We start from the raw sequence: 13,463 nt of genomic DNA, 5'->3' as shown, positions 1-13,463 counted from the left end.
TCGGGGGGACTACGGAGGCCTATGTCGACGCTGCTCGTACAGTCCTGTTCAAAGTCCAAAAACCAGGCTCGTAGCCCTGGCCCTGCGTTCGATATCTACTCCGGGTACTACTACAAAATACTCAAGAAGGCGATAGATGACGGGGCGTTCGTCGACTGGCTCGACGTCTGTATTCTGTCCGCGAAGTATGGGATTCTCGACAGGAACGAGGAAATCGAGGTGTACGACCGGCGAATGGACCGTGCCCGCGCTGCCGAACTCCGTCCGGAAGTGACCGATGCGCTGGCTGAACGCGTCGCTGCCGGGGGGTACGACACCATCGTCGTCAACGCCGGAAAGACGTACCAGCAAGCCATCGAGGACGAGTCCATCCCCGTCCCGGTTCAGTATATTGATGGCGACGGCCTCGGCAAGAAGGGACAGGCCTTGAAGCGATTTGTCAGAGGAAAGGACGCGGCCCGAATCGAGGGGAGCTAATGCAACCAGCGACTACTAACCAGGTAACCTATACGGTCAATGCGACTGCCGGGCAGGCACGCGCTGGTCGGTTGACGACGCCGAACGCGACGGTCGAGACGCCGACGCTGTTCCCGGTGTTGAACTTCTACGCGGGCGGCATGGAACGAAGCGTGTTCGGTGGCGGCGTCCACCGGACCGTCAAGGAGTGTCTCATCGGCGCTGATCGGGTCGGCGGGGAGGAGTACAGCGAGTACTTCGACGGCGTCATGACGTCCGTGGCCTCCCTGACCGATTACAACATCTCCCGGGAGCGCTACGAGGACTACCTCTCCGTCCCGATCAAGGAGCGTGATATCTTCGAGCCCCTCTCCGCAATGCTGTTTCTCGACTCGGGCGGGTTCAAGTTCCTCAACAGCGACGAAATCGACGGGAGCGACTTCGAGGTGGAGATCGACCAGCGAACGATCTACGAGATGCAACGGAAGATGGGCGCGGACATCATCGTCAATCTCGACCACCCGATCGCACCCGACGACGACTACGACACGCGAATCGAGAAAGCACGCAAGACCGGGGCCAACATCGCCGAGTTCGTCGAACTTTCGTCCGACTTCGAGGGGGCCAGGTATCTCACGCTCCACGGGTACAACTACTCGATGATGGACGCCTTCCTCGACGAAATCACGGACGCCGTCCCACTCAAGGTTCTCCAGGAGTCGTTCGACGGTGTCGCCCTCGGCAGCCTCGTCCCGAAGAAAGACAACCGTGACGCGCTCATCACGGCGGTCACTGACTGTCGACAGATAATGCGCGACTGGGGATTCGAGGAGCGGCCACTCCACGTCCTCGGAATCTCCAGCCGAGCGATTCCGTTGCTCGCCGCGCTCGGCGCCGACTCGTTCGACTCGATGACGTACATGTATCACGCGATCAACGGCAAGTACAGCCGGTCGCTCATGGAGGCGGAACCGGTCGACGACGTCGACTTCTCGACGTGTGACTGTCCGGTCTGTAACAACGACACGCTCGTCGGAATGATGCGGAAGGAAGGAACCGAATATCGGAAGGACGAGATCGGACCGGTCGCCATGCACAACCTCATCATCCACATGCGGGAGGTGCGCGAAATTCGTCGGTGTATCCAGACGGGACGGACCGAGCCACTGATCGAGTACATCGAATCGAACGTCGCACGTGACAAGCGGATTCGCCAGTACGCACACCAGGTCGTCAACGACGCTCTCGGAGGCTACTTCTAATGAGAAAGGAACCAAAAGTCAACAAGGTAAACGAGTTTCTCGAGATCGCCAGCGACTTCGAGGACCCGCTCGAAGTCATCCGTGAATCGCTGTCCAACGCGTACGACGCCAACGCGACCACCGTCGACATCCGCATCCGAACGCGGCCACACGGGTCGGACATCGTCATCGAGGACGACGGCGACGGGATGAACGAACGAGACATGGAGTCTTTCTTCGATCTGGGCAACTCACGCAAGACGGACTCGATCGGCTATAAGGGCCACGGGACGAAGATCTTCTACAAGAGCGACGCGATCGAGGTCAACACCGCCAAGGACGGGACCAATCGGCGAGCGGTGATGGAGTCGCCGTGGGAGAAGCTGAACCGACGTGAACTTCCGGAGTACGAGCTGACCGAGCAGCCGACCCGCGCCGAGAATCCTGGCACGCTCATCAAGATCCAGAACTTCAGATCCGGACAGGGCTTCGACCCGGAGTCGCTTACGTATAACAAAATCGAGCACTACCTGAAGTGGAAGACCATCGCCGGGTCGACGGCGTACCTCTTCGACGACGACTTCCAGGAGATGGACATCACGGTCGACCTGGACGAGGAAATCGACGACTCGATGGCCCAGCTGACGACCACGAACAAACTGGAACTGCCGAGCGAACAACGCGAGCCCAGTGACGGCGAGTTCCCGGCCGCACGGATGTGCAAGCACTACCCGGCGCGAGAACTCGACGTCGACTACGACGGGGGTTCGACGACGATTCAGATCGTCGGCGTCGTTGGCGGTAAGGAGACCCGAAACGAGTTCCCCACCTATGGTCGACACTCTGCCCAGTTCGGCGTCTGGTTCGCCAAGGACCACATCAAAGTCGAGCGCCTGAACGAAGCGATCTCCCACGACAACGAGTTCATCCACTTCTTCTTCGTGGTCAACTGCCAGGACTTCGAACTCTCGGCCAACCGCGAGACGATCCGGAACAAGGCCAGTCCCGTCTATCGGGCGATCGCCGAGGAAGTCGAGTTCTACCTCTCGAAAGTGACCCAGGACCCGTGGTTCAAGGACTACCTGGTAACCCGGCGCGAGGGGGAGTTACAGCGACGGGCGAAATCACAGCAATCGACGCTCACGGACCGGCGTGAAACAGTCGAAAGCCAGGAGATGCCGACCCCGTCGAACCGGGCTGAACTGCTGCTCACCCTCCAGCGGGTCGCCAGTGGCGACCGCGCACTCGATGTCACCGTCGAGGACTTCGAGCCGAATTCCGACGTCCACGCGATCGTGCGCCAGTCCGGGAAACTCCGGAATGCCGCGGTCCATCTCCAGGCGACCGAGCACTTCGAGGATGAGATCCCCCTGTCGAACGTCGACTTGCTCCTCTGCTGGGACGTCGGCGACCCGACGGTGCTCGAGGAATACGCTCGATCGGGCTACATCGGTGGCGAAATCGAGCTCGCACTGGACGACGACGCACTGACGTACGTGAAGGACGGCAGCCACTACGTCGAGATTCTGGAAGTGAAGGAGCTGCTCCAGGAGAAACAGGCCGTCGTCGCGGACGACTGACCTAGGAGAGCTTGAGTTCGATGTAGTCGGCGAGATCCGATTCGGCGAGCTGGCGGCGCTCTTCCGTCGAGAGGCCGCCCAGGTCGAGCCGGTCGTCGTCGAGCAGCTTGTCCACGAGTGGCCGGAGTTCGGTGTCCTCGTACACCCCGAACAGCTCGTCTTTGAGCGATTCGAAGATGAACTTCATGTTGTCGCCGTACTCGGCCGCCGCGGTACGACGGGCCTCGAACGACTCGTGGGAGTCGTCGTAGATTTCCGCTTTCCAGTTCCAGTCCTGAAGTAAGGACTCCAGCGCCTCCAGTTGCGCCCCGTCGGTTCGTTCGACTCGCTCGTTCAGCCGTCGCATCGCCGTCGCCGTATCCTGGCGCTCGATCCGGAGTTGCTGGATCCGGTTGGCGATCTGTGTCTCTGCGTGCTGGATCTGTTCGGCGAGGTCGTCGAGCTCGGCCTCCACTGCGTCGTACTGCACGTCGTCGAGCTTGTCCACCGTCGTCTCGACAGCAGCCTTGATGTCCGCATCGATCTCGATAGACTCGTCGAAGAAGCTCTCGGCGAGTTCCTGCTGGAGCAGGGATGCTTCCATGGTCGCGGCGAGTTCGTCGAGTTCGTCTTCGAGGTGCTGGCGCCGGTAACGGTCGTACATGGCCGAAAGCCGGTCTTCGAATCGTTCCGCTCCCGCTTTCTCCGATGAGTTACTCGACATAGTGGGTTGCCACCTCCGTGAACGCCTCGCCGATGCTCCCCGGTCCATCACCGGTATCGAGCTGAATGGCCTGATACCGTTCGTAGGGCGTCGCATTCGCGATCTTGATGCTCGCCACAGTTCCCTGTATCGCGTTGAACGTCTCTCGCCCGTAAACGTCCGATGTGGTGTCCGCCGCAGTCGTCATCTCGTCGAGCGCCGCCTGCTCCAGTTGCACGAACTGCTTGAGCGGCTCCATCAGGTCCGGACTCACGTCGTACGTGTCCAGCTTGGAGACTGTATCTCGCACGTCTTCGATCTGGACGCCGGCGAGGTTCTCGGTGACGTCGTCGACGACGTCGCGCTGGTACCGGTGCTCGAGTTCGTCGAGTGCACTCCGGGTATCGTACGCCGTGTTCGCCAGCATGCGGAGTTTCGGTCCACGGCTGAATCGCACCCGGGAACTGATGTTGCCTATCTGTCCCCGGCCGAGCAAGCGAAGCACGGCTCGTGGAGAATGGCGGTCGAACCAGCGGCGGACCCGGAGGCGGTCGAGGTCCGATCCGCTGATACCGAACAGTTCACCGACCATCGCTTCGATTTCGTCGCCAGCAGCCACGATATCACAGAGGGCGCCGTACTCCTCGTGGTCGAGGTTCTCCTGGAGCCAGGCATCGACCCCTTCGTCGACGGCGTACTCGCCGTCGCCAAACCTGTCAGCGACTGACTCGGCCGTGACGAAGCGCCAGGGCGAGTCGAGCAGGACGACATAGCTGTACGTCGCGAGGACGAAATCCGCGAAGTCGTGCCTCGCCCGTTTCTTGTAGAGGATGTTCTCGCCTTCCAGGTTTCGCTGCCGGACCTTCGTTCGCCAGGCACGAGCGTAGCCAGTGAGCTGGGTCCCACAGGCTTCGAGCAGTCCCTCGTAGTCGGCACTCCGGGGTGTTTCCTCGCGTTCGATTCCGAACCGGAGGACGCTGCGCAGGTCGGAGAGCCTGAACTCGGCGGGGTCGATGCTGATCTGGTCCTCGTCGGGCTGTTCCTCGGTGATCGAGAACACGAACGGCCGTTTCTGGCTGCTGAGGTTGTACTCGAGGTCGGTCCCCTCGTACAGTGCGTGTCCGTCGGTCAGTCGTTCGATCGCGTCTTCCAGGCCCCGCTTCAGGTAGACGGTTATCTTCGCGAACTTCCCTGGTGTGTTCAGCCACGACTCCAGGAGTGGTGCCTTGTCGTCGAACTCGTCATCGACCGGGTCTGTCTGTGTGGGAGACCCACCTTTTCCTCCATCTCCACCGTCGTCTCCACCGTCCCCACCGTCACGGCCTCGCCCAGTCGTCCTGCCGTGGCCGGCGACGTCCGACGACGGGACGACGATGGTGTCGGTGGTCGCTTCGATGGGGCCGGGAAGTTCCGCGGTTCCATCTCCGGTCCCGACGAGTCCGAACGCTTCCGCGAACTGTCTGTCGACTTCGATCGTGTCGTCAACGTCGTTGAGCCGACCGTACCACCGGGCGAGGTGCGAGAACGCTTCTGCGTCCTCGTAGACGATGTCGGCGACGGAGATGCGGTTCACCAGTGGCTTGAGCGCGTCGGCGTCCGACGGGGCCGGAATATGGCCCGAGTAGTAGTCACTCAGGACGTCGAAGACGGTCATGATGTACTCCCGTGGCGACCGACGTTCTTCGTCCAGCCCGAGGTACACTCGCCGAAGGAACGGCTCGTTGAACGGGAAGAGGTCGCGGAAGCCCTCGTCGCAGAATCCGCAGGACGCGCACCGTGAGCCGTCGGGCGCTGGGAGCAGGTCGAACGTTCCCGGTTCCGTCTCGGGGTCGTACCGGACGCTGTCGTCGAAGGACTTGAAGTACCCGAGGTACGGCCTGGCGAAGTCGACCGCGCTCGCCTCGTCCAGGAAGAGGACACTCTGGGAGTTCGTCTCGTTGGTCTGGTAGAACTCGTAGCGGTCTTCGGCCGTCTGCGTGTGAAGCGGGCCGGTGGAATCGCGGGTCCCGGCGACGATGAAGTCCCAGGTATTCTCCGTCGAGTCGCTCTCGATGAATCTGGACAGTTTCGCGGCCTCCATCGCCGTAATCGAGAAGTCCTCGAACACGATGACCGGTCGCGTGTCGGTGAACTCCCCACCGACGCGCTTGAGGACGTCCGAGAGCGACGCCGTGTCGTACCGGTCGCGGACGACCCGCCAGAGCTCTTCGTTGTACGTCTCGACCGCCTCTTCCACCGGCGTCTCGGAGAATATCTGCAGGAACTCGTGCTGTCGGTACTCCTGTTCGGTGACGAACGTCACCTCGGTCGCGTACTGGCCACGCTCGACCAGCAGCTGCAGCTTGTCGCGGATGAACTCCGCGATATCGTCGTCCTGGTCGTCCGTGATGGAGACGTCGTACCCGCGCTGCCCGAGGTTGAGAATCGTGTTGGAGACGGCGCTCGTCGCGACCACCTGCGGGATGGACGCGATGTCGTCCCGGAGCTGTTTGAAGTCCGCGGCGCCCGGCATCTCCTCCCCGAACTGGTCCTGGTAGAACTCCGGGATCCGCTCGCTGAGCAACGACATCAGGTCGTCTTCCTTGTCCACGTGAAGCAACGGTCGGCCGTCGTCACGGAGCCGATGGGCCAGGTAGGCACACAGCTCCGATTTCCCGGTTCCGACTTCGCCTTCGATGACGACGGCGAAGTTCTTCATCCGACCGTCCTCGAACTCGTCGTAGACGTCGTCCTCCGAGACGACCTCCATCTGGCCTGCAGTTCGTCGATAGACGTCGATGCGGCGGTGGGTGAAGTCGAACAGCTCCCGATTTTGCGACCGGACCGCCGCCACCTTGCTGAAGAGTTGCTGGAGCGTCCGGTCGTCGACGTCCGCCAGATGCGGGCACAGACTGTCAACAGAAGGCGGCTGGGCGGCGTTGCTCATTCCGCCACCACCTCGATCGTGTTCGCCTCGGGGGCGATGCCATCACGCCGCGGCGTCCGGGCGAGTGAGACCGTGCCGGCGTCGCCGAACTCGACCAGCCGGAATCGGCCGTCGCGGACGAGTTCGTACAGGACTCGGGCCAGCGGTGCGGGCACGTCGCCGTCTGCCGTCTGTTCCACCGGAAAGAGATTTGCGCGAAGCCAGCCGAGATAGTCGGTGATACCGACCCGGCCGTCGGTGCCGATTTCGTCGACAGCCAGCGAGATGGACGTCGCCACGATGGCCGGGTCGGGGTAGACCGTGTGTTCGCGACCGCGCGCCTTGTGGACCAGTCCGAGGTACGAGACGATGCGTGCCCAGTTGACGAACTTGTTCTTGTTGAGGTCGATCTCACCGTTTTGCGACGTCGGGACGTAGTTCTTCTCCGACCGGTGCCAGTCGTTGATCGCGTCGTAGAGCACCTCGTCGTCGGTGACGAAGTACTGCACGTCGTGCTGGAGGAGGTACTGGTAGTTCAGGAGGACGACGGCCTGCGTTCCCCAGTCGCCAGGGGTACACTCCTGGGTGAGGTTGTGCAGGATGGCCATGCGAAATCCGAGCGTCGGATCCTCGATGGCCCACTGCGGGTCGACGACGTAGTAGTCACCGTCCTCCTGACCCAGTAGCCGAACGTACCGGAGACCGGTCGTCGCCTGCTGGACTGCCTCGTCGTCGAGACCGGTCTCTGCAGCGATGGTCGACTGGGTATGGTTTCCGTCCTGTACCGCTTCGTACACCGGCCGTAGCAGCGCCGGCGTCTGCAACGCGTTGAGGATGTATCCTTCACTCATGTGTATCAAAGGTCGTAGCGCGTGAGCCAGTTCACGTAGCGACGGTCGATCGCCGAGTTCGCCGGCTCGAGGTCGTTCGCGGCAGTCTTCGCCTCGCGGACCGCAGGTGACCGACGGGCCGCCGCCGGATCGAACGTACTGCCGTCCGCGACGACGGCGTCGTTGAGGCTGTTTGCCACCTCCCGAGCGGTGTCCCGGTCCCACTCGATGCGTCGCCTGAGCCATCGCACCAGCTCCGGGACCCCGTCGTCACCGTCCAGAGGAACCGACCCGTACTCGCTCGGGCGAGCGAAGATGTCGCTCAGTGCATCGTACAGCGGCAGGTACGGGGCGTCGGGCAGCACCTCGAACAGTTCCGTCGTGTCGGCGAGCGATTCGCCAGTCACGACGGTGTAGAGTGCAGCGTTGTCCTGCACGAAGACGTTCTTCGTGTCGGAGAGCGGGAACCGCCACCCGGCGTCTTCGTACGCCGACTCGAACGTCTCGTACACGGACGCGTAGGTGCCGAGCATATCGACGAACGGTTCCTGGAACAGCGGTCGAAGCGAGTCCTGTGGCTGAAACCGCCGGTCGTCCGTCAGCACGAACAGCATCGAGTCGGTCGTCGAATACCGGTTGATGAGGTACTTGATCGTGTACGGCGTCTCGTGTTCGTAGTGCCGGTTGGTGACGACGCCGAAGTCCGGATTGTCGTCGGGGATGTCGAGGCCGTTGCTGACGACGTGGTAGTCGTAGTCGAGTTCGTGGTGGCGGTCCCCGCGCCCGAACTGGCACCACGACGTGGGATAGGTGAAATCGTCCACGCCGAGGTAGTGGAGGGCTGGCAACCCCCGGAGCAGTCCCCAGCGCGAATTCTCCCGCGGGTCGTACAGGCACGCGATGGCGGCGTCCTGAACCTCGTTGAGGAGCTGGTCGCGAATCACTGGCTGCCCCCGACGACGGCGCTCAGCGTCCGCCTGTCGAGCAGGTCGTTGTCGAGGTAGTACGCGGGCGTCCGGGCCAGGAGGAGACACTCGTCGCAGTAGTCACTGCACCGGTCGCAGTCGGCGACCTCCCGGACGCGGCGTTCGACGGCCGAGAGCCTGTCCAGCACCTGCCACGTGATGCCGTTGCCGCCCTGGCGCGAGTCGACGACGTGCACGACGACGTCCGATCCCGTCGTCGACGCCTTCACCCGGAAGTCGTCGCGGTCGCACTCGGCGACGATGGCGATCGCCTTCTCCATGGCCTGTTCGAGGCTGACGAGCGCCTGTGGCCAGGAGACGGTATCGTGAGCGAGGGTCTCGAAGCGCTCTCGGACGGCCGCTTCGTCGAAACGCATCGTCAGCCCCTGCGTGAAGTACTGCTGACCGACCGGCCGGTAGATCTCCTCCTCGACGTCCGCCATGCGTTCCTGCCAGGAACTGCCTGTCGACCCACCAGCCTCGTCACGTTCGATGACGGCCTCAGACTGCAGTATCTCCTTGTCGCTTCCCCGCGTGTGCCACCGTTCGAAGGCATAGACGAAGTCGGTCACCTCGAGCTGTCCGTAGGTGAGGCGCGCGTCCAGCCCGAAGACCGACCGGCGCTCGTCCACCCTGATGGCCGCGTCGTCGGTCGGTTTCTCGATGTACGTCGACCGGAGCCCGCGTGTGGTGTAGCCTTTCTGCCCTCCTTTGGCAGCCTTGCACTCGACGGAGCTCACGCCGTGGACGGGCGTTTCGACCATCTCCTCCTCGCAGTGGGGACACGTCGTGTCGTCGGCATCGTAACTCTGGAAGGGCCGCTCACACTCGTCGTTCGCACAGACGGTGACGGTTGTCAGCGGCGTCTCGGTCCCGTGGACGTCGTCGACGATGTAGTCCGTCCCGTGGAGCGTGAGCACCGATCCGAGGTCGTTCTCCTCGCCGGGGAACATATCGTACAGCCGGCCCGACCCTTCGAACTGGATGCCGTCGTTGGCTCCAGTGAACCGGACGGGGAACTGCTGGCCGAACGACCGGTAGTTGGCCAGGTAGCCGAGGCGACTGAGCCAGCCGTCCAGACGGCCGTTCTGCTCGGTGAACGACTTGTTCGTCTCCCCTTCCCCGGACATACTGGTCAGCTTCGAGAACGTCTTGTCCATCCGGTCGTCGAGGGAGAGCGGCCCGTCGCCCTCGAACACCTGCTCGAACAGCTCGACCCCAGGTTCGCCGAAGATGTCGTCGAGATGCCGAACGACGGCCTCACGCCGTTCGTCGAGCATGAATTCACGGAGGATGTCGAGCTGGTTGGTCACCGAGTTGATGAAGTTGACCAGATTCTCCTTGCGCTCGCCGATGCGGTACATCTTCTGGAAGACGTTACTCTCGTGGGGGTTCCGGGCGAGATAGGCGAACGTCTCCGTGACCACGTGGCTGGCGAGGAGTTCGTCGAACTCGTAGGGATCCGGGACCCGGACCGGTTCGAACTCACCGAGGAACGTCTCCAGGTTTCCGTAGTAGTGGCTGTCGACTGGATGGTTGCCTCGGATGGCTGTGACCACGAGCGAGGAACTCCCCCGGGTTCGTCCCGTCCGACCGCTCCGCTGGACGTAGTTCGTCAGCGTCGGTGGGATGCCGACCTGGGCGACCGTGTCCAGTGTGCCGATGTCGACGCCGAGTTCCATGGTCGGCGTCGCACTGACGATGTTCACGTCGGGGTCGTCCTTCCGGAACCCTTCCTCGATCGCTCCCCGGAGGGTATGCGGGATGTTTCCTTTGTGGATCCCGACGGAGATGTACTCCGGAATCGCGCCATCCCGGATGAACCGGGTAATGTCGTGGGCCCAGTGGTCGACAGCGTACTCCCAGTCACTGGCAGCGGTCGCGTATCCCGGGTCAGCGACGAATCCGTCGTCGGTTTCACGGAACCGTTGATAGGTATCCAGGGCCGCGTCGCAGTGGAGACACGTCGTCGGAGCGTCGCCATCGGCAGTAACGGGATACGAACGGTAACACTCCGTACAGAACGCGGCCTCTGGAAGCAAGACGAGGTCGCTGTTGTCGCGCTTGGGCGTGCGCGTGAACACACCGCTCTCCGGCTCGGGAGTCAGGTCGCGCTCGACGATCTCCTCTCTGGCCGCCTCGATGAAGTCGAACACCTCGTGTTTGACGGCCTCGGACTGTGACGACGACTGGATGGTCTCCCTGGTCTCGTCCCAGGACAGTTCGCTGATGACACCGACGTCGAGCAGCGTCCGGAGCTGCGAATCGAGATGACGGTCTATCAGCGAGCGGTCGTAGCCCAGTCGAGAGTCCAGCCGGTCGAGGACCTTCTCGCGTGTCAGGCCAGCGAACTGCATCCGTTGCTTGGAGAAGGAAGGAGCCGACGATCCTGCGAACAGCTTGTACAGGGCGTGGCCGACCTGCAGTGCTTCCAGATTCTCGGTTTCGTACACCGGCGCAGCCGTGACGATGGCGCTGTCCAGCAGGTGATCACAGTTGGACAGCATGGCGTGGGCCTCGATGTCGTCGAGCAACGTCCGGAGGAAGTTGTAGGCCGTCCCGTCCTCGTTGACGTCGTTCTGGATGAGTGGGTCCCAGTACTCCTCGCGAAGCCGGTCGGAGACGGCTCGGAAGAGGTCGTAGTTGTCCGCCCGCCCGCCCCTGTCGATGAGTTCGTCGACGTAGAGCGTCTCGGCCATCAGCCCGTACTCCGTGTCGATGATCCGGTCGCCGACCGACTCCGCCGTACTCCGCGAATCGGAGAACACCAGGGTCTTCTTCGAGGGAGAGACCCGGCAGAGTTCGGTCAGCATGTACGACAGCAACGACGGCGTCGGGACGCCGACGTCGGAGAGCTGGGGAGTTCCCTTGCAGCCCGGACACCGGTCACCAGCCGACGTGGCGCCACTCGCGTCAGCACCGACGGGGATGAACGACGAGTCCGCCGACGCGTCGCGCCCAGAGACGCCACCGTCTCCGACAGTCCCGCCGGCCCCGATTTCGACGTACGGCTGGTGGCACCGTCGACAGAACTGCATCTCCAGCAGGTCACTCCCGCAGTCGGGACACCGGCTATCCCGCGCAACTCGCTCACAGTCACGGCACCAGTACACCTTGTACGGCGGCTTCAGGAAGGTGTGGTACTTCTCTGTGACGACGCCCGCGAGGCGGCCGAACGCCAGCACAGACTGGAGCACCCCTTCCGGGTCGTCGACGCCGGTCTCGGCGACCTGGTCGACGAGCGCGTCGTAGTGTTTGAACCCCACGACGCCCGTCGTCTCCTCGTCGAACCAGTCGGCGAACCGGGCCACCTCCGGGACGTTGGCCATGACGTACTCGAACCAGCCGGACTGGATTCCGCGGTCTTCGACCACCGCGTCGACGACGCGCGTCTGGCCACGGTCTGTCGTGACGACAGCTTCGGCGTCGGGGAACCGCTCGGGGTCCGAATCCGTCGCCCGGGCCACTGCCTGGTCGATCGGTCCTGTCACCCAGTCGCCGGCCGCGCTCCCCAGTGATAGCGGCGACGACCGGGTGAGCAGCCCCACGGTCTGCAACGTCTCCACCGCCTTCGCGAGGTCGTACTCCGTCGAGAGCGTTCCTGCGTCGACGTCGAGGACGTGCACGAGCGCGAGCGTCGTCACGAGGTCATCGATGGTACACGGCGCCAGCCGTTCGAAGTCGGGCGTCCCCTGGGCCGCGAACTCTCGCGGTCGGAACTCGACGGTGTTGATGGTCGTCTCGTCGGCCCCCGTCAGGTCCGCAGCCAGTTCCGTCGGATTGTCGACGGTCGCGGAAACCATCGTTATCTGTGGGTTTCGGTCCGCGTAGTAGGCCTTGAGACGCTGGGAGAGCAGCGAAACCGCAGCGCCCTGGATACCACTCCAGACGTGGGCCTCGTCGAAGACGACGTGCTTGAGCGGGACGTCCCCAGGCTGTTCGCCCAGAATACCCCGGGTCTCCTGGTTGTCGCTGACGAACATGTAGTCCAGCGCCTCCGGCCCGGTCAGGAGGATGTCGACACCCTGGCGGATACTCTCGCGAGTCACGCGAAGCCAGGGGTACTGGTGATCGTCGGTCCCGACGTTCATCTCCCCGAGGACTTTCAGTTTGTCGTCCTCGCGTGGGCACTCGAGTCCCCGGACGTACGACCCGACTTCGATTTCGTGGTCGCGCGTCCCGACCCGCGAGGGCGTGTCGGAGTCCCAGATGCCGATCGTGATCCGGTCTTCCGGGTCGCGCCGGCGATTGATCTCGTCGAGATACGAGACGAACCGGTTGAGCTGGTCGACGCCGAGCGTCTTCATCGGGTACAGGACGATCGCCTTCAGCCCCTCCTCGTCGGTCGACAGACAGTGGTCGAGGATCGGCAGGAAGAACGACTCCGTCTTCCCCGTCGCTGTCGGCACGGCGAGGATGTTGTCGTCGTCGTTGGCGTCGATCGTCGCGATCGTCTCGGCCTGGTGCTGGTAGAGCAAGCCGTCGGTGTCGCCACCGAACAGCTTCGCCGTGATCGCCGCGACGATGTCCTGGTGATAGCCGAGATCGGAGAGGAACTCGGCTGCAGTCTGGTCGTGGAACGCCGGGGCGTCGACGTACTCCACGTACGGGCCCTTTCGTTCGACGAGGTCGTCTTCGACGAACGACTGGGAGTTCGTGATCCCGTCGACGTCCGTGAGCTTCGTCAGATTCCGGTTCCACCACGTTACTTCGGCCGCCCTGTCCACTGCCCTGTCGAGCCGGTCCCTTGGTGTGTTCATCGTGCTTGGTGAGTTGAAAATGGTACTACTGCCCCGGTAGTTAG

8 protein-coding genes are annotated in these 13,463 nt (G+C 63.0%); 3 read left to right on the top strand and 5 right to left on the bottom strand.

Features of this window, described 5'->3' with window-relative positions; translation table 11 throughout:
- The first annotated feature begins 21 nt into the window (after positions 1–21).
- Genes AC5FRV_RS09575 through AC5FRV_RS09565 form a run of 3 tightly spaced genes read left to right on the top strand, consistent with a single transcriptional unit; the run spans position 22 to position 3,277 of the window.
- Positions 22–477, top strand: coding sequence for a DUF6884 domain-containing protein (locus AC5FRV_RS09575; RefSeq protein ID WP_493560852.1), 456 nt, complete (start codon positions 22–24; stop codon positions 475–477).
- A complete protein-coding gene (locus AC5FRV_RS09570) occupies positions 477–1,718 on the top strand; it encodes a tRNA-guanine transglycosylase (protein ID WP_493560851.1) in 1,242 nt (413 codons plus the stop codon). The genes AC5FRV_RS09575 and AC5FRV_RS09570 overlap by 1 nt, the downstream gene beginning before the upstream one ends.
- Positions 1,718–3,277: an ATP-binding protein gene (locus tag AC5FRV_RS09565; protein WP_493560850.1), complete on the top strand. Its 1,560-nt coding sequence runs from the start codon at positions 1,718–1,720 to the stop codon at positions 3,275–3,277. Before AC5FRV_RS09570 ends, AC5FRV_RS09565 begins: the two co-directional genes overlap by 1 nt.
- Position 3,278: 1 nt before the next feature.
- Here AC5FRV_RS09565 and AC5FRV_RS09560 read toward each other — a convergent pair whose 3' ends face one another.
- From AC5FRV_RS09560 to AC5FRV_RS09540, 5 genes are read right to left on the bottom strand one after another with little or no spacing between them, the layout of a single operon-like run.
- The gene (locus AC5FRV_RS09560) at positions 3,279–3,980 is read right to left on the bottom strand and encodes a hypothetical protein (RefSeq protein WP_493560849.1); all 702 of its coding nucleotides are present in this window, start codon (positions 3,978–3,980) and stop codon (positions 3,279–3,281) included.
- On the bottom strand, positions 3,970–6,885 hold the full coding sequence (locus AC5FRV_RS09555) for a TFIIB-type zinc finger domain-containing protein (protein ID WP_493560848.1): 2,916 nt from the start codon (positions 6,883–6,885) through the stop codon (positions 3,970–3,972). The genes AC5FRV_RS09560 and AC5FRV_RS09555 overlap by 11 nt, the downstream gene beginning before the upstream one ends.
- Positions 6,882–7,715, bottom strand: coding sequence for a hypothetical protein (locus AC5FRV_RS09550; protein WP_493560847.1), 834 nt, complete (start codon positions 7,713–7,715; stop codon positions 6,882–6,884). The genes AC5FRV_RS09555 and AC5FRV_RS09550 overlap by 4 nt, the downstream gene beginning before the upstream one ends.
- Before the next feature lie 5 nt (positions 7,716–7,720).
- Entirely contained in the window at positions 7,721–8,638 is a 918-nt protein-coding gene (locus AC5FRV_RS09545; protein WP_493560846.1) for a hypothetical protein, read from the bottom strand.
- Complete coding sequence (locus AC5FRV_RS09540; RefSeq protein ID WP_493560845.1) at positions 8,635–13,419, bottom strand: DEAD/DEAH box helicase; 4,785 nt, start codon at positions 13,417–13,419, stop codon at positions 8,635–8,637. Before AC5FRV_RS09540 ends, AC5FRV_RS09545 begins: the two co-directional genes overlap by 4 nt.
- Positions 13,420–13,463 lie beyond the last annotated feature (44 nt).

This window comes from Halomicrobium sp. HArcel3, from assembly GCF_058933135.1.
This window is presented reverse-complemented; position numbering and strand designations above follow the sequence as displayed.

Excerpts from the sequence above, each read along its gene's own strand:
- AC5FRV_RS09575 (WP_493560852.1), top strand. The coding sequence starts at position 22 with ATGTCGACGCTGCTCGTACAGTCCTGTTCAAAGTCCAAAAACCAGGCT.
- AC5FRV_RS09570 (WP_493560851.1), top strand. The coding sequence starts at position 477 with ATGCAACCAGCGACTACTAACCAGGTAACCTATACGGTCAATGCGACT.
- AC5FRV_RS09565 (WP_493560850.1), top strand. The coding sequence starts at position 1,718 with ATGAGAAAGGAACCAAAAGTCAACAAGGTAAACGAGTTTCTCGAGATC.
- AC5FRV_RS09560 (WP_493560849.1), bottom strand. The coding sequence starts at position 3,980 with ATGTCGAGTAACTCATCGGAGAAAGCGGGAGCGGAACGATTCGAAGAC.
- AC5FRV_RS09555 (WP_493560848.1), bottom strand. The coding sequence starts at position 6,885 with ATGAGCAACGCCGCCCAGCCGCCTTCTGTTGACAGTCTGTGCCCGCAT.
- AC5FRV_RS09550 (WP_493560847.1), bottom strand. The coding sequence starts at position 7,715 with ATGAGTGAAGGATACATCCTCAACGCGTTGCAGACGCCGGCGCTGCTA.
- AC5FRV_RS09540 (WP_493560845.1), bottom strand. The coding sequence starts at position 13,419 with ATGAACACACCAAGGGACCGGCTCGACAGGGCAGTGGACAGGGCGGCC.